Annotated in this window: 18 protein-coding genes and 1 other annotated feature; of the genes, 11 read left to right on the top strand and 7 right to left on the bottom strand. The window is 37.7% G+C overall.

What is annotated here, in order from left to right:
• Positions 1–267 precede the first annotated feature (267 nt).
• The 5 genes from AC3WR0_RS24140 to AC3WR0_RS24120 all read left to right on the top strand — a co-directional run bounded on the left by AC3WR0_RS24140 (position 268) and on the right by AC3WR0_RS24120 (position 9,173).
• On the top strand, positions 268–726 hold the full coding sequence (locus tag AC3WR0_RS24140; protein ID WP_492554648.1) for a hypothetical protein: 459 nt from the start codon (positions 268–270) through the stop codon (positions 724–726).
• Positions 727–1,100: 374 nt separating this feature from the next.
• Positions 1,101–3,050: an FUSC family protein gene (locus AC3WR0_RS24135; protein WP_492554647.1), complete on the top strand. Its 1,950-nt coding sequence runs from the start codon at positions 1,101–1,103 to the stop codon at positions 3,048–3,050.
• A gap of 215 nt (positions 3,051–3,265) precedes the next feature.
• Positions 3,266–5,662: an immune inhibitor A domain-containing protein gene (locus tag AC3WR0_RS24130; protein WP_492554650.1), complete on the top strand. Its 2,397-nt coding sequence runs from the start codon at positions 3,266–3,268 to the stop codon at positions 5,660–5,662.
• 510 nt (positions 5,663–6,172) lie between these two features.
• Entirely contained in the window at positions 6,173–6,757 is a 585-nt protein-coding gene (locus AC3WR0_RS24125) for a hypothetical protein (protein WP_492554646.1), read from the top strand.
• Between the two features lie 232 nt (positions 6,758–6,989).
• Complete coding sequence (locus AC3WR0_RS24120; RefSeq protein ID WP_492554645.1) at positions 6,990–9,173, top strand: PQQ-dependent dehydrogenase, methanol/ethanol family; 2,184 nt, start codon at positions 6,990–6,992, stop codon at positions 9,171–9,173.
• A 347-nt stretch (positions 9,174–9,520) separates the two neighbouring features.
• Here AC3WR0_RS24120 and AC3WR0_RS24115 read toward each other — a convergent pair whose 3' ends face one another.
• Complete coding sequence (locus tag AC3WR0_RS24115) at positions 9,521–10,360, bottom strand: STAS domain-containing protein (RefSeq protein ID WP_492554644.1); 840 nt, start codon at positions 10,358–10,360, stop codon at positions 9,521–9,523.
• A gap of 298 nt (positions 10,361–10,658) precedes the next feature.
• Here AC3WR0_RS24115 and AC3WR0_RS24110 point away from each other — a divergent pair, with 298 nt between their 5' ends.
• A complete protein-coding gene (locus AC3WR0_RS24110; RefSeq protein WP_027323705.1) occupies positions 10,659–10,874 on the top strand; it encodes a twin-arginine translocase TatA/TatE family subunit in 216 nt (71 codons plus the stop codon).
• A 119-nt stretch (positions 10,875–10,993) separates the two neighbouring features.
• Here the strand turns inward: AC3WR0_RS24110 and AC3WR0_RS24105 are convergent, their stop codons facing one another.
• The 3 genes from AC3WR0_RS24105 to hxlA all read right to left on the bottom strand — a co-directional run bounded on the left by AC3WR0_RS24105 (position 10,994) and on the right by hxlA (position 13,008).
• Positions 10,994–11,713, bottom strand: a complete 720-nt coding sequence (locus AC3WR0_RS24105; protein ID WP_492554649.1) for a 3-ketoacyl-ACP reductase — start codon at positions 11,711–11,713, stop codon at positions 10,994–10,996.
• A gap of 99 nt (positions 11,714–11,812) precedes the next feature.
• Positions 11,813–12,370 carry a 6-phospho-3-hexuloisomerase gene (hxlB, locus tag AC3WR0_RS24100; RefSeq protein ID WP_492554643.1) on the bottom strand — a complete coding sequence of 186 codons (558 nt, stop codon included), beginning with the start codon at positions 12,368–12,370 and terminating at the stop codon, positions 11,813–11,815.
• Positions 12,371–12,375: 5 nt separating this feature from the next.
• A complete protein-coding gene (hxlA, locus tag AC3WR0_RS24095) occupies positions 12,376–13,008 on the bottom strand; it encodes a 3-hexulose-6-phosphate synthase (protein ID WP_027323708.1) in 633 nt (210 codons plus the stop codon).
• Between the two features lie 201 nt (positions 13,009–13,209).
• Here hxlA and AC3WR0_RS24090 point away from each other — a divergent pair, with 201 nt between their 5' ends.
• From AC3WR0_RS24090 to AC3WR0_RS24080, 3 genes are all read left to right on the top strand, one after another.
• The gene (locus AC3WR0_RS24090) at positions 13,210–13,575 is read left to right on the top strand and encodes a winged helix-turn-helix transcriptional regulator (RefSeq protein WP_492554642.1); all 366 of its coding nucleotides are present in this window, start codon (positions 13,210–13,212) and stop codon (positions 13,573–13,575) included.
• Between the two features lie 395 nt (positions 13,576–13,970).
• Positions 13,971–15,167, top strand: coding sequence for an MFS transporter (locus AC3WR0_RS24085; RefSeq protein WP_492554641.1), 1,197 nt, complete (start codon positions 13,971–13,973; stop codon positions 15,165–15,167).
• Positions 15,168–15,445: 278 nt separating this feature from the next.
• On the top strand, positions 15,446–16,417 hold the full coding sequence (locus AC3WR0_RS24080; RefSeq protein ID WP_492554640.1) for a proline dehydrogenase family protein: 972 nt from the start codon (positions 15,446–15,448) through the stop codon (positions 16,415–16,417).
• Positions 16,418–16,534: 117 nt separating this feature from the next.
• Here AC3WR0_RS24080 and AC3WR0_RS24075 read toward each other — a convergent pair whose 3' ends face one another.
• The gene (locus tag AC3WR0_RS24075; RefSeq protein WP_492554639.1) at positions 16,535–17,434 is read right to left on the bottom strand and encodes a TetR/AcrR family transcriptional regulator; all 900 of its coding nucleotides are present in this window, start codon (positions 17,432–17,434) and stop codon (positions 16,535–16,537) included.
• Positions 17,435–17,623: 189 nt separating this feature from the next.
• Here AC3WR0_RS24075 and AC3WR0_RS24070 point away from each other — a divergent pair, with 189 nt between their 5' ends.
• On the top strand, positions 17,624–19,174 hold the full coding sequence (locus AC3WR0_RS24070) for a DHA2 family efflux MFS transporter permease subunit (protein ID WP_492554638.1): 1,551 nt from the start codon (positions 17,624–17,626) through the stop codon (positions 19,172–19,174).
• 32 nt (positions 19,175–19,206) lie between these two features.
• Here AC3WR0_RS24070 and AC3WR0_RS24065 read toward each other — a convergent pair whose 3' ends face one another.
• Both AC3WR0_RS24065 and AC3WR0_RS24060 read right to left on the bottom strand, forming a co-directional pair.
• Complete coding sequence (locus tag AC3WR0_RS24065; RefSeq protein ID WP_492554637.1) at positions 19,207–20,547, bottom strand: amino acid permease; 1,341 nt, start codon at positions 20,545–20,547, stop codon at positions 19,207–19,209.
• Between the two features lie 49 nt (positions 20,548–20,596).
• Positions 20,597–20,811 (bottom strand) — a binding site (T-box leader).
• 253 nt (positions 20,812–21,064) lie between these two features.
• The gene (locus AC3WR0_RS24060; RefSeq protein ID WP_492554636.1) at positions 21,065–22,912 is read right to left on the bottom strand and encodes a M6 family metalloprotease domain-containing protein; all 1,848 of its coding nucleotides are present in this window, start codon (positions 22,910–22,912) and stop codon (positions 21,065–21,067) included.
• A gap of 757 nt (positions 22,913–23,669) precedes the next feature.
• On the opposite strand from AC3WR0_RS24060, the gene AC3WR0_RS24055 reads away from it, so the two are divergent.
• Positions 23,670–24,233 (top strand): YdcF family protein, encoded by a 564-nt coding sequence (locus tag AC3WR0_RS24055; RefSeq protein ID WP_492554635.1) that lies wholly within the window; start codon positions 23,670–23,672, stop codon positions 24,231–24,233.
• The last annotated feature ends 137 nt before the right edge of the window (positions 24,234–24,370 follow it).

Below are 24,370 nucleotides of genomic sequence, written 5' to 3'. Positions count from 1 at the left end.
ATATGGAATAAACCCGGCTTTTTTCAATTGTATTTTCTCAGTAGGACTATAAAATCGGAAGATTTTCAGTAGCCTCGGAAAAGTCTTCTCTGTTTTTTATTGGACAAATTTCTGCTTCTGAAAACTATCAACGTCAAAGAAATAAAATGTTTTTAAAGAGATAGATAGATTGGCAGTCGAATAGAACATTAATCATGCAGTAATATCACCTTTTTAAGAGCCCTTTATTTAAGGAAAACACATATTAGAAGGAGAGAAGGGAAGAGCATGAAATTATTGTCCTTAAGCACAAAGATTTTACTGCTTTTAAGTCTCATCTCTTTATACGTTATTAAATTAGTTACCATGAGTCCAAAGACTATTTCAGGCAACGGAAATTTGGGTATTTTATTTATCATTCCTGCCATTATCATTATTCTATTATTTGCTTTTAAACTCTGGTCGGATTTAGACAATGTGGAGCTGAGGCCAAAAACCTTGAAGTATATTTCTGTGTGTTCATTATTTCTTCTGCTCTTATTTTGTTATCTTGAATACAACTATGTTTTGAATTTGAGTGCTCAACTAGGGGGCACACCTGCTCATAAGACATCAAGGATATACAGGTTCCCATGGCTTAATCAATACACAAATACATTATTTTTTAATTTTTATACTTTTATCATTTTGATTGCGATTGTTGCTGGCCTGCATTCAGTCTTAAAACGGGCTGGTGACAGGCAATAGCCTAGAAAGATTAGACTTCAAGCAGGTTATGAAAGTATGGAAAAAAATACAATTGTGGAAACAAATTGACTAATCCTTTCTTTTACATGCACTAATAAAAATGCTCAAAAGTAATTCTCTCTTTCCTAATACTGCGTTCAAAATAAAATTAGAGGAAAGATTTTTAATTCATTTGATTTTCACTGAAAATATTATCCTTCTGCTAATAAGGGCATAATTCTATTGGGATTATGCCTTTTTGAATATAGATTCACGTTTAAGATATTTGGTTTGAACCCTAAAAGGTTGAATTTAGAATAAAGTAGATATAACCTTTATATAGGGCCTGGGATTTAAGGGTCGAAGGGCTGCAGTTTGAAAAAGGGGTAATCAGCATGATACAAAACAATAGACAATCAAAATCTTCGCCCTCTTTATTAAGACAAGCTTTGATGGTTAATAATAAACCATTCCCCTGGGTAAAGGCATTCTGTGCAGGATTAGCTGCATCGCTTCCCATTTTTATTGGATTATTATTGGGGAATTTTCAGTATGGACTTTTAGCAGGGCTGGGCGGTTTTACTTATCTTTATGTATTTAATATTCCCTATGCTCAAAGAGCGAAAAAGCTGTTCTTTGTAGTGTTAGGCATTTCTTTTGTCACAGGATTAGGGACCTTGGCAGCTCCTTATCCATTTGCTACAGCAATACTTATGGGAGTCATTGGTGCTGCAGCTATTTTTATTTTTGGTGCGTTAAAAATTATTGGGCCTTCTGCTATCTTTTTCGTTTTAGTTTTCGCAATGACAACCGGAATGCCGGTTCATCCAGAACTTGCTCTATTACGTGCAGGTCTTGCTTTCTTGGGAGGAGTTTTATCGTGGATAATTGCCATGTTGGGATGGTTCTCCAATCCGCATGGTCCGGAAAAAGACATGGTAAAAAGAGAATTTTTTGCCCTAGCTTCGTTCGTTGACTCCGTGGGAACTGAGAAATATCATGGAGCTAGACAACGGGTAATGTCAGCCCTTAAGGATGCAGAAGACAATCTTAATGCCGGGTATATTTCATGGAGAACAACTGACAAGTTTAAGAGGCTTTATATATTAAATGAACATGCAAATTCCATATTTATGTACATACTTGAAAAATTTCCGAATAACCAATCCAAGCTTCCGTCTGAGATAGGGGAATCCATCAGAGAAATTGCAAACAGATTGAATCAAGTAGATAGAATGGACAACGATTTAAAATTAATTCTCCAGCCTGAAAATATAAGTAGGCCAGTTGCAGGGCTATTCTCTAAGGTTTTTGAAGCTGATGCTGTGTTAAATGAACCAATAACAAAAATAAATAAAGTTATCGGGATATCTAGGACTTCAATTAAAACAGTTTTTCTGGGTGCTTTTGATAAAAACTCAATTGTATTTATTTCTGCTTTAAGGTTTGGAATTGTTATCATTATTGCTGCTATTATTGCTTATCAGTTTGGTTTTCAGCGTTCCTATTGGGTACCGTTATCCTGTGTAGCAGTTATGTCTGGAGCAACAATAGTGGCAACCTATCACCGGGCGATTCAAAGAGGTATAGGTACAATTCTTGGAATATTAATTGCCAGTTTGGTTTTAGCAACACATCCGACTGGATATGTTATTGCTCTGTTTGTTCTTCTTTTAACCTTTATAACAGAACTTTTTATTGTAAAAAATTATGGGCTTGCAGCCTTGTTCTTTACTCCGAATGCATTACTTATGGCTGAAAGTGTAAGCAAAGGAAACTTTACCTTTTCCTATTTTGCAACAGCCAGACTGTTGGATGTGGTTATCGGCAGTCTGATTGGTTTAATTGGAGTCGTGTTAATTGGAAGACGTTCGGCTTCCAGCCGTTTACCGCATTTATTATCGAAAACAATAAGGAGTCAGGGACAGTTTCTGTTTATTCTGTTTTCTGATCAGGGAAGAGGTTTTGACCCTGAAAAAAGCAGAGAGCGGAACAAAGTGAGAACTAATTTAACGAACTTAAAAACACTGTATAGTACTGCTGCAGGTGAGATTCCATTAGACAAAGGTGCTATGGAATATTACTGGCCAATTATTTTTTCACTGGAACAATTAGAATACCTGCTTGGAAAAAGTGCAAAAATGGCTAATCGGCCGGCTCTATCTGATCAGCAATTATCTCAGCTAATGTTGATTTTTGAAACAATCGCCAATGCAGCAGATCGTCAAATATCGCCCCCTATAAGAACTATTCCAGAAATTGAAGGATTTCCGGCAATCCAAAATGAAATAAACTCACTTCAGTTTGCATTTGAGCAAATAAAGTATTCAAGACGGGAGATCTAACTCTCGTCTTGTTTTTATGTTGAAAGAGAGAACATTATAGGAAAAAAGAAATAATACTAATTACTTGAAATATTCAGAAGTTTATATTGATTATTTCATTACCCGGAGTATAATTGACTATGAAACTAAAAATGATTGAATTTTTAAAATATTCATTGTTAGTTTTATAGACTTTATAGGGGTGATAGTATTTGAAGTGGAAAAAAAGAATAGGCATGCCACTATTATCTGCTGGGTTAGCATTTAGTGCATTTGTACCAGGGGTAGTAAGTCATGGGAATTTATCCTCACCAGTACTAAAGGCTTCTGGAAAAGAGTCAGCACCTGTTGATTTAGCTATCGCAAATGATGAACGTTTAATTGAGATGTTAAAGAAAAAAGGAACAATCGCAAAAGATGCTACAGCAGCCGAAGCAGATAAAGCATTACAAGCGTATTTACATAAGCTTGCGTTAGCTTCTTCCTCCAACAAAGATAACAGTTCATTTGCCAAGAAACAGGCTAAAATCAAAGACCAAGTTAAAGCGCAAATGGATAGTAACGGAATTAAAGCAGGAAAAGGAAATAAGTTAGGACAGGCAAATAAGAATACAGTAGATCCAGTTCAAAAGGAAACTTGGAATGGACAAGAACGAAAAGATGATGTATTGGTACTATTAATTGACTTTCCGGATGTTCCACATGGACAATTAACTAAAGATGAAACTGATATGTATTATAGTGGAACTGATGCATACTCCCATCAACACTATCAGGATATGATCTTTGGTAAAGAGGGATATGTTGGTCCGGATGGACAAAAGAAAATATCCATGAAGCAATTTTATGAAGCACAATCCGGAGGCAGCTATACTGTTGATGGAGAGGTAGCCGGCTGGTATACAGCTAATCATAATTCTGATTATTATGGCGGTCAAGTAGTTGATGACAAGGGTAATGTTCTAGCTAACGACAACAATCCTAGAGCGTTAATCCGTGAGGCTCTTGCTGATGCTGCAAAAGATCCAGAGGTTGGAGATTTAAATAAGTATGACCAGGAGGATCCTTATGATATTGATGATGACGGAAATATACGGGAACCAGACGGTATTATCGATCACTTAATGGTTATACATTCTGGTGTAGGTGAAGAAGCCGGTGGTGGAAAAGTAGGTTCTGACGCCATTTGGTCTCACAGCTGGGATTTAGGAAATCCTTATACTATTCCGAATACTAGTGCAAAAGTAAATTACTGGGGTGGGGCATTAACAGGTCTTGCGTATACAGTTGAGCCTGAGGATGGAGCTGCCGGCGTTTTTGCACATGAGTTCGGTCACAATCTTGGTTTACCTGATGAATACGACACCATCTACAGTGGATCAGGTGAACCAGTAAGCTATTGGTCTATCATGTCAAGCGGCAGCTGGACAGGTAAAATCCCTGGAACTGAACCGTCCGGATTCAGCCCTTATGATAAAGAGTACCTACAACAATCAATGACTACAGATAACTTCACACCAAACTGGCAGACTGGAAGCGAAGTTAACTTGAGTGAGGTATCTTCAAAAGGCACAGAATTACTACTTGATGAAGCAAGTTCTAAAGGTACAAATAATGACGTATTGAAAGTTAATCTTCCTGATAAAGTGACTGTGATCAACAAGCCTGCAAGTGGAAAAACAGAATACTTCAGCGGCAGTGGAAATGGCTTAAGTAATAAGATGACCACTACTGTGGATTTAACGAATGCGAAGTCAGCTCAATTAACATTTAAGACTTGGTATTCAATTGAGCAAGATTATGATTATGCAACCGTTCAAGTCGATGGAAAAACTGTACAAGGAAACATCACTACCAATGAGGATCCTCAAGGATCAAATCCGGGCAACGGAATAACTGGTAATTCAAAGGGCTGGAAAGATGCAGTATTTGATTTATCCCAATTTACTGGTGAAAAAGTTACATTAAGCTTTAACTATGACACGGATGGTGGTTTAGCGTTACCTGGCTTCTACGTTGATGATGTAAATGTTACTGCTGATGGAAAATCAATTCTTTCTGATGACGCCGAAGGAACAACACCGTTTTCTTTAAAAGGTTTTGATAAGTCAACGGGATCAAAACAAACAAGCCAATATTATTTGCTGGAATGGAGAACTCATAACGGCTCTGATTCAGGCTTAGCAAATGTAAATCGTAAAGGGACAATGCTTTCTTATGATCAAGGTTTAGTAGTTTGGTACGTTGATAATGCCTATGACAACAACTGGGTTGGACCTGGTTTCCACCCTGGTGACGGCTTCTTGGGGGTTGTAGATGCCGATCAGCATAACAACTTCTGGCAGGACAAAGCGGACTATTATCCTGGAAGCAGAGTTATTGGCTCAAATAGCTATCAAATGCATGATGCAGCGTTCAGTTTAAATAAAGGCAGCAATGTAACAATCGGAGATCCATCTTTCTACCTTAAAGATAACTTTACTCAATACAATGCTGTCTTTGACGACAGCCAGGATTATAGCAACACTCAAGATCCTGACGTAGGCCGTAATATTCCTAAGTTCGGATTAAAGGTCCGAGTTGTTGGTCAAAGCTCTGATCGAACTGTAGGTAAAATCTTACTCTATAAGTAGTTAACCAAAAAAAAGACTAGTTTCTTAATTTGAAACTAGTCTTTTTACTTTGAAATATTATTATTTTAACTTTAATTCTTAAAATTTAATAATACTCCTTATTGGATTTTTTCCGCATCATGGCTCTTACTTCTTCAGCCCAAGGGTTGTTAAGTACTTCTTTAATTTTACTTGAATCCTCAACTATAGGAAGTGTAAAAATCTATCTATTATTATGTTTTCGGATAAACTTGTAAAAATAACAAATGTAAGATAAAGGGGAAAACATAGGATATTTATCATGCTATTAATAAATGGAAAGGCAGCCAAGACTAATAGGTATATCGGAATATAAATAAGGCTGAGCGGCTTTGATTATTAGAACTAAACGACGTAATAATAGGGGAAAATTAAGCTTTGGTTTAAAGAAATGGCATTGGATATAGAAAAAATTCAAAATAACACTACCTATATATTAAAAATTCAGATAAAATAAATTATAAAAATAGGTAGAAAGTAGGGTTTTGGGCAATGTTGTATAACTTAGTTTTATTTTTTCATATCTTCGGTGTAGTGACTATGTTTGTAGCAGTGGGTATTACCCTTACTGCGATGATTGGAATGCTGCATGCCAAAAAGGTGGAGTCTTTACGTGTTTGGTCCTCCTTAGCGGTAAAGATAGATGGCTTGCTCCCATTCAGTGTCATTTTTATTTTGGTACCTGGCTTATATTTGGCTTTCTCCACATGGGGGTGGAAACTAGCCTGGGTCAACATTTCACTAGCAGCATTGATTGTTATGACTGTTATGGGACCAGCCATTAATTTAAGAAAATTAAAAGAGATTGCAGAGGCGATAAAATCTGAAACGGAAAGCTTCCCTTCAATTGATTTACTAGGGAAGGTAAGAAACAAGGTACTATGGACCTCGGTCCTAATTATGACAATGTTAACAATTGCCATATTATTTTTAATGGTAGTAAAACCTGCTGTTGGTGGGGCATTTCTAACAATAATAGTTGCAATCTTGTTGGGAGTAATCACTGCGGGACTGATTTTAAGAAGCTCGGCCAATCCATCAATCTCAAAAGAAAGCAGTTCCTCTGTAAATATCTAAAAAATAAAATAAGATTTTATAAGGTTATCTCAAACTTGGGATAACCTTTTTATCTTATCTTAATCAATACCGTTAATGAGTTTCACAGGCTTTAACAACTGATGAAGTTGTTTCTCATCTAATCTTAATAATTTCAAACATTACATTTTGTTTACTTTTAAAAAAGGGTGGAATAGAGAAGTGAGGACTTAAAAATCACCCAATAAATTTAAAGGAAAGCAGGTGGAGAGGATTGAAATCAGAAAGTAATTGGGGTGTTATTGCAGGATTTTCTGCGCTTATTATCGTTTCCGTTCTATTTTATTTCTTTTTAACAACAGCTGATAGTAATGAAAAAGTTAATAAGGAAAAAGAGAGTCATAAAATAACTGCTTCCAAAGAGAAAGACAATCCAAAAAAGAAGACTGTGGCAAGCGTTGCTCCAAAATTTACAGCAAAACAATTAACAGCGGTCCCGGAGAAAAACTGGATTGCTAATGGGGGGAATATTTCAAACCAGCGATATTCTTCATTAAAGGAAATTAATACTTCCAACATCAAAAATCTAAAGGGAAAATGGGTCACTCATTTAAATTCTGGTCTTGAGTTTAAATATTCGGGTGAGGCTACTCCGGTTGTTTATAAAGGTGTCATGTATGTCATTACAGGTGCTGACCAGGTTTCTGCCATTGATGTTAAGAATGGCGATAAATTATGGACTTATAAACCTGATATTGCAGATCTTGATACAGTTTGCTGCGGATGGACAAGCCGTGGTGTTGCAATTGGCGATGGCAAGGTTTTTGTCGGCTTGTTGGACGCAAGATTAGTAGCTCTTGACCAAAAAACAGGTAAAGAAGTTTGGTCAACAAAAGTCGATGACGCGAAGAAAGGCTATACCATCACAAATGCACCACTTTATTATAAAGGAAAGGTATACACTGGAGTTGCGGGCGGTGAATATGGAATTCGGGGCAGGTTGACTGCCTTCAATGCAAAAGATGGCAAGGAATTGTGGAGATTCTATACAATTCCCGGCCCAGGAGAAAAAGGCCATGAAACATGGCCGAGTGATAATGATTCTTGGAAACATGGAGGGGCGCCGGTTTGGCAAACACCAGCGGTTGACCCTGACTTAGGGCTGCTATATTTTTCGACTGGGAATGCAGCGCCAGATTTGGACGGAAGTAATCGAAAAGGGGATAACTTATTTACTTCCTCTATTGTTGCCATTGACGCTGAAACCGGTAAATATAAATGGCATTTCCAAGAGGTTCATCATGATCTTTGGGATCTGGATGCACCAAACCCGGTTATCCTGTTCGATGTGAAAAAGGATGGAAAGACCAGAAAGGCACTTGGCCAGGCTGGTAAAACAGGATGGGTATATATCCTCGATAGGACAAATGGTAAACCTTTAGTGGGTATTGATGAAAAACCAGTTCCGCAGGAGCCGCGTCAAAATACTTCTCCAACCCAGCCTATTCCTAAAGGTGATGCGTTTGTGCCGCAAGAAGTAACAGAAGAGCAGCTTAAAAAGGAAGTTAAAGGTTATAAGGGGGATTTCGGTAAGATCTTTACTCCTTATTGGGAGAAAGCGCTTCTCGTTAAGCCATCTACATTTGGTGGAGCTAACTGGCCGCCATCAGCATTTAGTCCTGACACCGGTTATTTCTACGTTTTAGGTTCTGACCAGTATTCTACTTTTACTAGAAGTCTAGAAAAATACAAACCTGGAGACACTTATTGGGGAAGTATCATCCAGCCGCTACAGGATGCACCTTTAAAAGGTACAGTGACGGCTATTGATGTTAAGACTAACAAAATTGCCTGGCAGGATAAATGGAATGCGACCGCATACAGCGGCCTTTTAACTACTAAAGGCGGCCTGGTATTTGTCGGTCATAATGATGGAAGATTAATAGCTTACAATGCGAAAACAGGCAAACAGGTATGGGAATTTAAAACAGACGCTGGGGTAAATGCGCCGCCTGTTGCATATGAAGTTGATGGAAAAGAATATATTTCTGTTCTTGTAGCGGGAAATTCCCTGGCTGGTTCTAAGCATGGAGACTCTTTATGGACCTTCTCCCTTGACGGAAAAATCAAATCAGGGACGGTTACCAATAATAAGGCCAAGAAAAATGATAACAAAGATAAAGGTAAAGACACTTCAACTGCAAAGGGAAATCCTGATGATGGTGAAAAGGTATTTAAAGGAAACTGTCTGGCATGTCACGGGGAACAAGGTGCTGGGGGACATAACGGACCTAACCTTCAGCAAAGTGATATAGCTAAGGATCCGCAAAAAGTAATGGAAAGGGTTAAAAAAGGCGGAACAGTGATGCCAGCCTTTGGGGACCTTTTAACAGACCAGCAAATTAAAGATGTAACATCATATATAACTGATGTTGTATCGAAAAAGCAAAATAAATAATCTTAACGGACCAGTATATTACTGGTCCGTTTTTGGATATCAGCATAGTTGTCTAGAAATGGGCAAGTACCTTATAGATGAAGAAGAAAATATCCCGGTGTATATTGATTATTTCCCACGAACCAGTTATGAACAGAAATGTATCAAATGTAATTTTCTTGAAATGTGCAATACCTAAAAATAACCTTCCCCAACATGGGAAAGGTTATTTTTAGGTAATCAGCGTTTATAACCATAAATTCTGACACCGACGGAAATGCAAGAAAGGCTTCGTCAGCTATATTATCGTACGAAGGAAAAGCACCTGCTTTTTTGAGGAATGGGTTTTTCCATTATGTAATCTTGACTTAATTGTTTTGTTCAATTAATAGATATTTTTTTAATGTTTCCTGAAGTGTACCTTGGGTTTCTGCTTTCTTATCAAAGCGGATTCCCGCATGGACCATTTTTCTGACAAGCTCTGGGCGGAGGCCGGTAAGTACAGCTTTGCATCCCATCATAGAAACTCCTGTTAATACTTTTTGAAAATGATCGATAACATCCATATCCATTGTTGCAATGCCGGAAAGATCCATAACTAGTGTCTGGACTCTTAAAGTGGCGATTTCAAACAAAACCTTTTCCTCAATGGTCTGTATACGATAGGAATCAATTGTGCCAATCAGAGGCAAGACAGATACGGAAGGGCTAACCGGAATTATTGGTACCGACAAATGCTCAACTAATTTTCTTTGGTTGTTTAGCATCTCATCCTTATAGGTTGAGTAACTTAGGAAAAAGGTATTGAGGAATTTATCGACCCGGTCATTAATCATTTTTTCAAGGTCGTAGTACTCTTCGCGTTTCGTCATAAGATTCTTTGCGCGGTCAAGCTGATAAAGGAAATGCCATAATGTACGTCTAATTGCCTGCACCCATTCCAATTTGAATGAAAGTGTTAATGAATGCTCAGCCCAGGCGATGCCTTCTCGGTTAGCAAACTCGGTCAATTCCGCATCCTGTTGCTCAACCACATAAAGGATCAGTTTTTCGGCGTTTTTTAAGAGGTCTATATTGCCCTTTTTTAAAATATCACTAATGTTTGAAGCAACATTAACTGCTTCAGAAAGCAACTTTTCTTCAAATCTATCCCTATTTGTCTTGATAAATTCCTTCATTTCTTGACTGAGGTTATAGGTCGTTTCCATTCTTATACACTCTCCTATAGGTTAGTTTCTCGGAAGGATTTACTGCTATATTATTAATTTACACTATGAGCATAGTGAAATCCTTCCTGTTATATTATTTATTTTTTTAAAATCGAAAAAAAGATCCGTATATTAAAATTTGTTATAAGACTATTTTATTAGAAAAAAAAGTACTGATAACAAATTTAATTGAACTGGTTGTAATTAATATTTCCTTCATCAAATTTTAATGAAAGTATCCCTTATTTTCGTTATAATGGTCATACCTTTATGAAATATCTCAACAGGAGATGAAATTATGTTATCTAATATTGGAATGCCAGGAGTCATTTTAATCCTTGTTGTTGCACTCATTGTTTTCGGCCCAAACAAGTTGCCTGAAATTGGTCGTGCAGTGGGTAAATCCTTAAGAGAATTTAAAAAAGCTACTGAGGATATAACAGAAGATATAAGAAAAGAAATAGTGGAAGAGGTTAAAGAAATTAAGCAGGAAAAAGTGGATTTAAAAAAGTAATTTCATCATGAAGGCTGCCGGTGACGGCAGCCTTCCCTTTTTGAAAAACCAATTCCCTACACACTTACATACTTTCCGATAAAAAAAGCAGGAACCACCTGGCTCCTGCTTTTTGGATATTATTTAGGGTTGTTTGTCCACAATCCCGCTGTCTTAAGAACAACTCTAGGATTCAATTTTAATCCTGCTACAATTAAATCAGCCAAATCTTCTGGCTGCATGACGTTTTCCGGATTACCTGAAATAAGGTTTGTTTCGATAGCCAAATCGGTGGCAACAGTGCTAGGGGTTAAAGCCGTTACCCTGATATTATGCTTTCTGACTTCCATCATAAGGGATTCCGTAAGACCTAGTACCGCGAATTTGGATGCGCTATAGGCACTTGTTAACGGTGCTCCCTTTTGTCCAGCGGTGGAAGAGACATTCATAATATCCCCAGACTGTCTCTCAATCATGTCTGGAAGGACTGCTCTAGTTACATTGTAAACACCCATTAAATTAACCCGGATGATTTTTTCCCATTCTTCAGGGGAAAGGTCAAGGAAGCCTCCAAACTTTGCTGTTCCTGCATTGTTAACTAGAATATCAATCGAACCGAGATCAGACTTAATATGTTCAACTGCGTGGGTTACTGCTTCAAGATCAGACACATCAGCTGTAGCAGCTGATATGGTTACATTATACTGTTCAAGCTCTGAAGCAACTTTTTCTAGATTAGACATGGTTAAGCCGACCAATCCCACATTTACGCCTTCTTTTGCTAAAGCAATCGCAGTCGCACGTCCAATGCCACGGCCAGCTCCGGTGATTAATGCGTTTTTTCCTTTTAAAGAAATCATCATGCTGTCACTCCTTCTTAATAATGATAAATAATATCAAAACAAGGTTTTAAACACCAACAGAAAGACTGCAAATAATTGCAGCCTTTCCATCAGAACCTACTCCAAATTAGCATGCCGTCCATACATTTTTTCTGTATTCAGGCCTTTTTTCTCCATAAACCTAAGTATTATGGCATCATAGAATAGCAACAGGGTTTGTTCAAACAGAGATCCCATTGGCTGAATGGTTTTATAATCTCCTTCGGTTTGGTCTTTAGGAGATCCAGGCAACTTAATTGTAAAATCCGCCAGTTTTCCTATAGTGGAATCAGAGAATATGGTCACTGTTATAATTTTGCCACCAATCCTTTTTGCTTTTTCAGCCATGGAAACCAGGCTTTTGGTTTCTCCGGAGCCCGACCCTATTATTAGGATGTCATCTGGCTCAAAGTTTAAAGTTATAGTTTCACCAATTACATAAGCATCGATTCCCATATGCATCATTCGCATGGCAAAGGACCTTGCCATAAATCCGGACCTGCCTGCTCCAGCCACAAAAACCTTTTTCGCTTCCAATATCCCATTAACCAGTTTTTCTGCTTCTTCGTCTGAAATTAACTCAACACTTCGCTTAAGCTCTTCTATGATCTCAGATAAATATTGCACAGTCCTCATTTTAATTAACCTTGTTTGATCATTTGCTGCATTGTTTCAGCTGCTGCTTTTTTGTCATCCTGGTTCGCAATGCCGCCGCCTACAATAACAAGATCAGGGTTTACCTCTACCACTTCAGCGAGTGTATCCATTTTTATGCCGCCAGCAATAGCTGTTTTAGCATTCTTAACAACGGATTTAATGGTTTTTAAATCATCAAAAGAGTTTTTTCCAACGGCTTGCAAATCGTATCCGGTGTGTACACAGATATAATCAACGCCCATTTCATCTACCTCTTTTGCTCGTCCAGCAAGGTCTTTTACAGCAATCATGTCAACAAGTATTTGTTTGCCTTGCTTCTTAGCTTCTTCAACTGCACCTTTGATTGACATATCCTCAGCCTGTCCAAGAATAGTGATAATATCTGCTCCTGCTTCGGAAGCTTTCATTACTTCATATCCGGCTGCATCCATTATTTTAAGATCTGCAAGTACTTTTAAATCAGGAAAGGCTTCCTTCATTTCCTTTACTGCACGAAGGCCCTCATTGATTACCACTGGAGTTCCTATTTCAACGATGTCAATATGTTCTTCTACTTCCTTCACTAAAGCAATGGCTTCAGGAATATTAACTAAATCTAATGCTAATTGTAATTCCATTTATATTCACTCCTCATTATCTGAAAAATTGGGGTACTGCTTTAAGTTACCCTCTTGTAAAAGCAATACTCTCGGGAAGACTATCCAAGGTACATATGCAATTATATACAGAATTGAAATTGAATGTAAGTACGCACTTTAATTTTACATAGTGTCAAAAAGTATACTATGTGTTACACTGTGATTTAGAGGTGATATCCATTGTTGCGTTTGCGAAATAAAACATTTAATTGTGAAAAAGAATTGACGCTTTCGGTTATCGGAGGTAAGTGGAAAATGTTGATTTTATGGCATCTGGGCAAAGAAGGGACAAAAAGATTTGGAGAGCTCAAATCTCTTATTCCTGGAATAACTCAAAGAATGCTTGTTAACCAATTGAGAGAACTGGAGGAAGACCTAATTGTTGACCGAAAGGTATATCCAGTTGTACCCCCAAAAGTGGAATACTCGCTGACTAAGCAAGGTGAAAGCTTAATGCCAATTCTGGATTCTATGTACGAATGGGGTAAAACCTATATGGAAAACGTGGCTGACACCGAAGAGGAAATAAAAATCCTAAATAAATAAAGAAAAACCACAAGAAGTGAGAGAACTTGTGGTTTTTCTTTTTGTTTCGTGCTGATTTATTGATGATTAAAAAAATAGGGAATCTGTTCCCTATCCGCTGCCTCGCACTCGGATCTTGCCAGCCCGTTTTTCTGATCCAGATTGAAATAGAGTCCTGATAAGCAGTGCACGAGAAGTCCAGCAAATTTCATAACATTTCAAACAACTTGGTTTAGCAGACATCACTGCAAAAAAATTGGCCCTTAAATAAATGATGTAACATGGATCCACAGTTATTTTCAGGGTGTATTCTCCATTAGAGCAATGTGCCTTTTAAATCGCTTTTTTCATTTGAGTTTTACGATTTTGAGGAGTAAAGTAAATGGGAAGCGAAGATAAGAAAGAAGGGTTTTTCGTTGAGTAAGCTGCAACAGGGCACCACAGAATTTCGTAAAGCTAATTTCGCCCTTTTTGCCGGGGGATTTATTACTTTTTCCATACTTTATGATGTACAGCCGCTGATGCCGGTTTTTTCGAAAGAGTTTCATGTATCTGCATCAACTGGAAGTCTGACTCTTTCGGTAACCACTTTTACTCTTGCGGTTTCCATGCTATTAACAAGCTCTTTATCAGAAGCCTGGGGCCGAAAGATTGTTATGGCTGCATCGTTAATTATCTCATCACTTATTGTTATGATAACTGCTTTAAGTCCATCATTTGGTTCTTTAATTGGATTTAGAATTCTGCAGGGGGTTGTACTTGCTGGCCTTCCAGCTATCGCTATGGCGTATCTGGGTGAGGAAGTAGATTCTAATAGTCTCGGTGCTGCAATGGGGATTTATATAAGCGGGAACTCAATTGGCGGAATGGCAGGCCGCATCATCACGGGATCAATTACGGACCTTTTTTCATGGCGAATCGCTATGGGCTGTATTGGTGTTATAAGCCTTGCGCTCAGTATCTGGTTTTGGCTGTACCTGCCTAAGTCCAAGTATTTTACCCCAAAGCCATTAAAATTCAAGTATTTATTCGCATCTCTTTTAGGACACCTAAAGGATCCTGCTTTGCTTTGTTTATATGGAATTGCCTTTATTTTAATGGGCAGTTTTGTAACTCTTTATAATTATATCGGTTTCCAGCTGCTTGCCCCGCCTTACGAACTAAGCCAAACCATTGTCGGCTGGATATTTATTGTATATTTAACCGGGACATTTAGCTCTACCTGGATGGGCCGTTTATCAGACAGAATTGGCCGTCAAAAGGTCCTTTGGACAGGTCTTATTATTATGCTTACGGGAGCCGCCATCACCCTTACAGATCCTTTATTAGTAAAAGTTATAGGAATTGCTATTTTTACATTTGGATTTTTTGGTGCTCACTCCATTGCCAGCAGTTGGGTAGGGAAAAGGGCTAAGACAGAAAAGGCACAGGCATCTTCCTTATATTTATTCTTTTACTACAGTGGTTCAAGTCTTGCAGGAACTGCTGGAGGTTTTTTTTGGTCCCACTTTGGCTGGAAGGGAGTTATTGGTTTTATCGTCTGTCTGCTTCTTTTGGCATTTCCATTATCTATTAAACTCTCATTCTTACCGGTGAAATCATGGCAAAAGTAATAATAATTTAGTAGAAATATTATAGAAGTTATTGATCTTAAAGGGCTTCCAATCCGGAAGTCCTTTAATTTGCTCTCCATTAATATTTCACTACTGTTGTGTTGAAATAACTATATTGAGAAAATTTTTAAAAATATTTATATTACAAAAGGTATGCTATAATGGTTTTAAAAATATTGGCAATGTTAAACGAATTTGTAGGTTGGACCTCTTTTTTTAAATAGATCAACAGTACAAATTAACAGAGCTAAAAATATAAAAACTAGGGGAGAATGTTTATGTTGAAGGACTTTTTCATTGGCTTGTCCCAAAATCAATTTTTAAACAGCGCTGCAAAAAAATATGGATTAAAAATGGGAGCACAAAGCGTTGTTGCTGGAACTAATATTGAAGAAGTAATAAAAAGCATTAAAGAATTAAATGCTCAGGGGATTTCATGTACTGTTGATAATTTAGGAGAATTTGTTTTTAAAGAGGAAGAAGCAACAGAAGCTAAAGAACAAATCCTGAAAGTGATCGAAGCCATTAACGAACACAAAGTGGATGCCCATATTTCCTTAAAACCTACCCAATTAGGATTGGATATTGATTATAGTTTCTGCCTCAGTAACTTAAAAGAAATTGTAAACAGAGCAAACCAATATGATATTTTTGTTAATTTGGATATGGAAGATTACGGACATCTGCAGCCTTCATTCGATCTTTTGGATGCGCTGTCATTTGAATATGAAAATGTAGGTACAGTTATTCAGGCTTATTTTCATGAAGCACAGGAGTTCCTTGAAAGATATAGTAATTATCGCCTGCGTATTGTTAAAGGAGCTTATAAAGAGCCAGCTGAAATCGCTTACCAGGAGAAAAAAGAAATTGATGAAAATTTCCTCAAACTTACTGAATGGCATTTGTTAAATGGCAAGTTCACATCCATTGCCACACATGATCATCGCATTATCAATCATGTGAAGGAATTTGTGAAAAAGAATGATATTCCTAATGATAAATTTGAATTCCAAATGCTTTATGGTTTCAGAAAAGACCTGCAATTGAAACTCGCAAGCGAAGGATATAACTTCTGTACATATGTTCCTTTCGGAAAAGACTGGTACGGTTACTTCATGCGCCGACTTGCAGAAAGACCACAAAACTTAAATCTTGTAGCGAAACAGGTATTTAATAAAAAGACAAACACAGCCATCGGTCTTGCTGCAGGAGCCTTTATCCTGGGCAGGATTTCTAAAGGGAAAAAATAATAGGATAAGTATGGAAAAGCCCAATCCTCGGATTGGGCTTCTTTTGTATGGGTTGTCTGCACTTCCATTGGCTTCTTTACTTAAAAAGACTTCAAAAAGCAAACTTCTAACTGCAGACTATTCTTTTTCCTTTATTGGTTCTAGGTAACTATCAACAAGACTTCTGAAATTAGCTACTTGTTTTTCTCCTAACAGGGTACTGGCAGACTGCAAGGAGTGTAGGGCGCTTTGGACCAAAAACTTTCTTGGTGTCCTGGTTTTTATAACTTCATCCTGAATAAATTCTAAAAGCTCAAGGTACTTATCCTGTTCGTCAATATGTTGCAAAGATTTAATTAAAGGCTGAAGGACCTCTTTAAATTTCTCCTGGAAGATTTGATTTTTTTTGCTGCTTTGAGGAAGCCAGGCTTCCAATAACTCGGGCTGTAAAAGCTGCTCTCCCGTTAACGATACTTCCTCTACTATTTTAACAATCCTATCTACGCTATACCTTGTGATTTGATGGATACTAGTACTTTTCCCCATTGCCATGGTGCTATATTTAAGATTATGCTGAAGTATTCCCATAAACATTATAGAACAATCCAGTAAGAAGGTTTTTTTTTTCTCTCCAAACAAATCAATAAATCGTTGATATAGCCAATGGAGGAGCCTTAAGTGGTTTCGTTTGATAAATTGCCTTAGCTCCGGATCGTTTGAAACAAAAACTTCTTCAAAAAGAGAAAGGAGCTTATGCTTCCTATTTGAGTTTAATTGTAATTCAATTTGTTTAACGAAGATTTCAAGGTTGGCTGGATCCTGGCCTATGAGCAGGTCATTTCGCTCCTGTTCCATCATTTTCGTTATACTTTTAAAAACGGCGATTAATAACTCGTTTTTGGATGAAAAATAGTTATAGAAGGTTCCTTTGGAAATTCCACTGTAATCCAAAATATCCTGAATGGAAGTAGCCTGGAAACCTTTATCAATAAATAATTCGCGAGCCTTGTTTACAACAAGCTGTTTTCTGTCATTCATTTTATCACCTGAAAAATCAAATTATACTGACTGTATAATAACCATGCTACTCTATATCGCTGATTATACCAAACCTTTTAGGGAAGCGAAATTTTTCTGTTGAAATATTTGTACCGTTAGTATATTATAATCTTTATGCGAAATGAGTAATGGAAATTATAGACTAAATTATATATAGGGGGATAAAGAATGGAAGACGTAAAAAAGGCTGATCGTCCGCCTTATGGAATTATTGCGGTTCTTATGATTGGAGCCTTTATTGCATTTTTAAATAACACGTTATTAAACATAGCGCTTCCTTCCATAATGAAGGATTTGAAGATAGAAGCGGCTACTGTACAGTGGCTGACTACGGGATTTATGCTTGTTAATGGAATATTGATACCTTCAACTGCCTATTTAATTCAAAAGTATACGGTCCGCCGATTATTCCTTGCTGCGCTGGGATTATTCACGTTTGGTACAATAGTTGCGGGCTTTGCCCATGTATTTCCTTTATTGTTGACGGGAAGGCTTCTTCAGGCTTCAGGTTCTGCAATCTTAATGCCACTGCTCATGAATGTAATGCTTGTAAGCTTCCCAATTGAGAAAAGGGGAGCAGCAATGGGTGTTTTTGGTTTGATACTTATGTTTGCTCCAGCTATAGGACCAACTTTATCAGGCTGGATAATCGAACATTATGATTGGAGAATGCTATTCCATTTTGTCACACCTATTGCGTTTATTATCCTTTTAGTAGGATTTTTTATGATAAAGGATAAAAAGGCAAAAGTAGATTTACGTTTGGATATTTTATCACTTCTATTATCCAGCATTGGTTTTGGCGGTATTTTATATGGGTTTAGTTCTGCCGGAAGCAAAGGGTGGGACAGCCCTCTGGTATACGGAACAATTACTGTTGGGGTTATTTCCTTACTTGTATTTATAGTCCGGCAGATCAAAATGGAAACGCCGCTGCTAAACTTTAGGATTTATAAATATCCTATGTTTGCTTTATCTTCGGTTATTACGATGGTAGTTAATATGGCCATGTTCTCTGGCATGCTGCTTTTACCTATTTATGTACAAAACCTTCGCGGAATCACGCCGATGGACGCTGGCTTACTTTTAATGCCAGGTGCTATATTAATGGCGTTCATGTCACCAATTACTGGAAGGCTTTTTGATAAAGTAGGCGGAAGGATTCTTGCGATTATTGGTCTAATTATAATGACTGTGACTACCTACCAGTTTAGTAAGCTTTCTCTTACCACTACTTATACACATCTAATCATTTTATACTCTGTTCGGATGTTTGGGATGTCTATGATCATGATGCCAGTTTCAACAAATGGTTTGAACCAGCTGCCGAGAAGATTTTATCCTCATGGTACGGCCATGAATAACACACTAAACCAGGTAGCGGGTGCAATTGGAACAGCATTAATGGTAACAATAATGACAAATCGTGCAGAATCAAAAGGTAAAGAGCTTGGCGCAGCTGCTTTGAAAAAAATGACTGAAGCTGCTCAGACAACTCATAAGGCGCCAAGTCCGGCAGCTATTGCAGAAATGAAACAGCACATCACAAACCAGGCGCTTTTAAATGGAATCAATTATTCCTTCTTAATAGCAACCTTTATCGCCGGTGTAGCTCTTGTCCTTGCATTTTTTATTAAACGTTCAAGACCAGCTGAGGATTCTATTGAACAAAATGCGGATCAACAAAGAACAATGACAAAAAAATTAGCAGAAAATTAAAAGGATGGCGCATTTGCGCCATCCTTTATTTATTATCTGACATTTCCTGACTTTCGGAAGAAAGATATTAAGATTAACAATAAAACAGTAGCAACACAAACAGTTGAACCAATAATATTATCCTTATTGAAAAGAAATGAAATGAAAATAAACAGCAGGGATACGATAGCAATAATATTGGTGATCGGGAACCATTTTAATTGAAAAGTCGGATTTGCTTTGTACCCCTTTCTAAGCTTAATTTGTGCTGCAACGATGGCCAACCAAATTAAGATAACCGTAAATCCAGGAATGGACATCATATAGCCGATAATTCGATCAGGGATAAGGTACGCTAATGTTACTCCTCCAAGAATAAAGACACTTGTAATCATTATTCCATTAAGTGGAATCCCTTTTCTTGTTGTTTTTAATAAGCTTTTTGGAGCCTCGCCGCTTTGGGCCATGCTAAAGAGTGTTCTTGATGTAGCGTAAATTCCTGAATTTGCTGCAGACAATACTGCTGTTAATAGAACAAAGTTCATAATGGAGGCTGCTCCAGGAAGTCCCGTAATACTAAATACCTGTACAAACGGACTATCTGCTGAAGAGACTTTGTTCCATGGAATCATTCCACAAATAATCAAGATAGGAAGGATATAAAAAATTATGACCCTCCATACAGCACCTTTAATAATGCCTGGCAGTACTTTTTCAGAATTCTTTACCTCGGTAACGGTGACCCCAATGAGTTCAGCGCCGCCATATGAAAACATAACAACTAAAAGAGCACTCAAAGTGCCGCTTATTCCGTGGGGGAAAAATCCACCATGTGCTGTATAGTTTGAGAGTGGATCATGAACCTGGCTTGGAAGAACCCCGAATAATATAAGAGCACCCAAGAAGATAAAAGCGATAAGCGCCAAAATTTTAATTCCTGCGAACCAAAATTCCATCTCTCCATAATTTTTCACCTGAAAAAGGTTAATGCCGATGATAACCGCCGCACAAATAAAACTTAAAATCCATAAAGGAGTGGAAGGGAGCCAATACTGCAAAAAACTTCCGGCTGCGAGCAGTTCTACAATGGTAACGAGAATCCAGTTAATCCAGTACAGCCATCCAACGATAAATGAAATTCTATATCCAAAGGCTTTATGGACGAGATTCTGCACATTTAAATTTGGATAAACAATCGCCATTTCTCCGAGGGCAGCCATTACAATAAATAGCAGCAAACCTCCTGCTAAATATGCAAGAACTACACTTGGGCCAGCAAGATTCAATGTATCCGAACTTCCTTTAAAAATTCCCGTACCAATCATTCCAGCCAAAGCAATAAATTGAACATGCCTTGGCAATAATCCTTTTTTTAATTGATGGTTATTCTCCATGCTGAAATTCCTCTCATTATAAAATAAAAAAGTCCCTGCTAAATATATCAGCAGGGACGATTGGACAATCGCGGTACCACCCTCATTGCAAACAGAAACTGTTTGCCACTCATTAAGATAACGGCTATACCGTCCTTTCCTTATCTAAAAGAAAAAGCTGCTCAGGAAATGTAATTCGTTTCTGCTCTTGTACTGATTTTCACCGGCCACCAGCTCTCTTTAATCAAAAAACAAAAACTACTGCGTTTCCATCAACGCATTTTATATTAACTTTTATTTTTTCGCTTAAACGCTTTTAAGTGATAAAGCATTTTATATTAATATATCATATTTTATTAGCATGTCAATCTGATAATATGGAATTTGGTTTATAGGAAGGTATTTACCCTGTCTACTCCAAATAAAACTGCCTAAAGTAAATTTGGAATATCTTTAGTAGAATATTATTCAAAGAAGTTAGAAGAGGATAACATTAAAAGGAGGCACAAGTTCATGTGCCTCCTTCATAACTAGATTATTACTTCACAGAGCTGTTGAAGTTATAGAAGAATTTTGCAGAGATTGAGCCGTCCGCATTTTCCTTAATGTCTGTTACATGGATTCCTGAATCGGCTGGAGTTGAGCTATAGCCCTTCCAGAAGTAGTAGGAACCAGTATGGACATTGCTTGTTACTGGAGTAAGGCTGCTTCCTGTTTTGAAGAAGTCACCAGCATCTCCGCGGTTTACGTAATGCTCAAGGTCATATTTACCATCAGCTTGAACAACAGACAAACCATAATGAGAGATTACTGTTCCGTTTGCTAAAGTAATAGACTGGTTGGATTGGAAACGCTTGTTCATCCAGTTTTCAACGTTATTAGGGGTACTGTACTTATTAAGAACATTTTGGTCTACATGCCATGCAACCAAACCATGGGCATCTTTACCTTCACGAATTAAGCCTTTGTTAAAGCCTTTTTGCTGAACGTTTTCAAATAGGAAGTACTCCGAACCGTTAGAGCCAGGAACCTCCATTTTCACAATGCCATCATTAGAGTTTGCTTTGTTAACTGCCTTAAGAGTTATTTCTTTTACCCCATCTGCAGGTGTAACATTCATTGGGGTTGCCCAGCCAAGGAACATTTTTGAATATGGATCAAAGTTAACTGGTGAATTTCCAGAGTATTGGTCAGCGTCAGGGTAACGCATCCATGAACCGCCTGCCATCATAGAATAGTTGCCATCACCTTGAGATGTGTAGGCCGTGTCATATAAGTCAGGAAGCCCAAGTGCATGGCCAAACTCATGCGCAAATACGCCAGCCTGTCCTGGGTATGGACCGGTTTTTGAAGCTTGATCATATCCGCTAGTCGCAGCATTAAATCCGGCAACGTTACCGCCAATTTCTGGTTGGATATTGTAATTGTTTACTAATACTCCGTCATAAGTATGATCTTGTATGAATTGTGCATACCAAGTATTCCATTCTTCATCTGATTCAATACCATCACGGTTTATATCGTCAGCACCAAAACCAGTTTCATAATATTTTCCATAATAAAGTGCACTTAAAGCGTTCCATTTATGTGACCAAATTTGTGCAGGGTCACCACTGAATTCAGCACCTGTTCCTTCATGAACTATAAAAACGTTAGGAACTTGCCCCTTAACTGCATATTTTGAGTAGTCTACTACACTATCAGCAGCTTTGAAAAGATCAGAAACCAATTCACCATTATGGGCATCGCCATTTACATTTCCATTTACATATTTTCCGTTTTCTGCATATTTTCCATCCTGGTCAAGATAATAGGAAGCGCCTTTTGGCAGTTCAACCCAAACAAGGTCGGTATTATCTTTTTTCACTAGGGTAACTTTACCGTAGCTTGATTCCTTGTAAATGTTTTGCATTGTGCTGTCGGTCGGTGCCTTTACACCATTAAATTCAGCATATTGTTTAAACTCATCGAGCTCGTAAGGATTATAGTGATCTCCAAAAATTAGATCATCAAAGTATTTAGCTGGAACTTGTCCCTTTGGATCACCCTTTGGCTCGTCACCATCTTTAAACTTCGCCAAGATCACAAGTACGGGAACATCCCCTGTTGCTGCTTTAGTAGATAGTTGTGCTTTTCCCGCTTGTTCAAATTTAGCGTCCTGGTTGGCAATTTTCTCTGCAGGATCGTTTTTTTCAATGTCTTTGCCCAATTGCTTTGCCTTATCCGCTAATTCAGGAGCGGCACCCACATAATGAGCCAGGCTCAGTCCGTATGTAGAATTTGATTGTGCTTTTACTGCAGTTGCATCGTGAGTTTGTAGACCTGCCAAACCGATACTTCCGGCCATTGCCAGAGCTAAAGCTGACTTAGAAAGAACTTTTAACAATAACATCCACTCCTTTAAAAATTTTACATTTCAAATATATCAGAATAATTTGTTTTCTATCAACGAGACTATTTCTCCATTTTTTTCAAAAGAGGAGACAAGTTTCAGGTCAAAAGGTCTTGAACCAGGTGATTAATTACAATATAAGTAAAAATACTAGGTTTAAATATCTATTTAGTAGTTTTTTGTGAGGGTGAAACTTCCTGGTTTTTGTCGAAAAGTTTTTAGGTTATCTAAAGTTTCGACTAACTAAAGCTGCAAGAATAGAGGGATTGTTCATTCATTTAATAGAAGTTACAATAATATTAAACTTGTAAAGGAGAAATATATGGAAAATAATTGTTTCAAGCATACTTGAGTAAGAAGTGATTGAGGACATTCTTCGATTACATCAGTCTATTTTTAATGTAAAGGAAATACCTGGATTAAAAGATAAACAAACTCTTACTTTACATTGGCCTTAGAGATGGGAAGTTTACAGGATAAAAAAGAGTTATGCACTTAGCGAGAGGAAGTTTAACTGCTTGGATTGGCGGAGTAGATAGGCCAGCAGGAACCATGGAATCGCTTCAAAGCTTATCGAAGTTCAGCATCCATGCTTGCGAGACCAGGCTTATAAAATTGTCCAAACAAAAAATAAGTGGAAAAATATGCTGATCTTAAATTTAAAGCATGGCTTTGACATTATTGGTACCTATACGGATGATTTTGGAGAGCCCAAAATCATTTTAGAGAAAAAGCTAGAGGAAGATATAAAATGAAAAAGTGGCTAAGTATATTGTTTATATGCGGGCTTGTATATGTGGGAGTTTTGCAATATAAAATTTACCAATACAAAGAGGCTGATGTTCCAAAGGATGCTGATTATGTGATTGTTCTTGGTGCAAGGGTAAAAGGAACGGTTCCTTCTTTAGCTCTGAAATACCGTATAAAAACTGCAGCGGAATATTTGAAAAAACATGACCATGTGGTTGCAATAGCTTCTGGTGGACAGGGAAGCGGAGAAAAAATCTCCGAAGCAGAGGCCATTAAACAGGGGTTAATGAAAAGGGGAATAGAAGAATCGAGAATTATCCTCGAGAATAAATCTACTACCACCTCTGAACATCTAGATTTTTCTAAAAAACTGATTCCTTCTAAAGCTAAAAAAGGGTTGATTGTTACTAACGACTTTCATATGTACCGGGCCATGAGTATGGCCGAGGATGACCAGCTTCAAGTATCTCCACTGCCGGCAGAAACCCCTTGGATTGCAGTTCCTAAATCTTATAGCCGTGAATACCTGGCTATTACAAAATATTATCTGCTCAAGTTTTTATAGGTTCTAGGAATTTAAAAACAGCCGGATTAGATTGGAGGCCACTGAAAAAGTCCTTAAAGAATGGCGGTTGTTAAATTGGCCGGTTGTTTTCCACTCCAGGATGCTTCGCTTTCCGCGGGGCGTGCGGTGAGCCTCCT

It is taken from the genome of Neobacillus sp. FW104-15D2, assembly GCF_058790155.1.
This window is presented reverse-complemented; position numbering and strand designations above follow the sequence as displayed.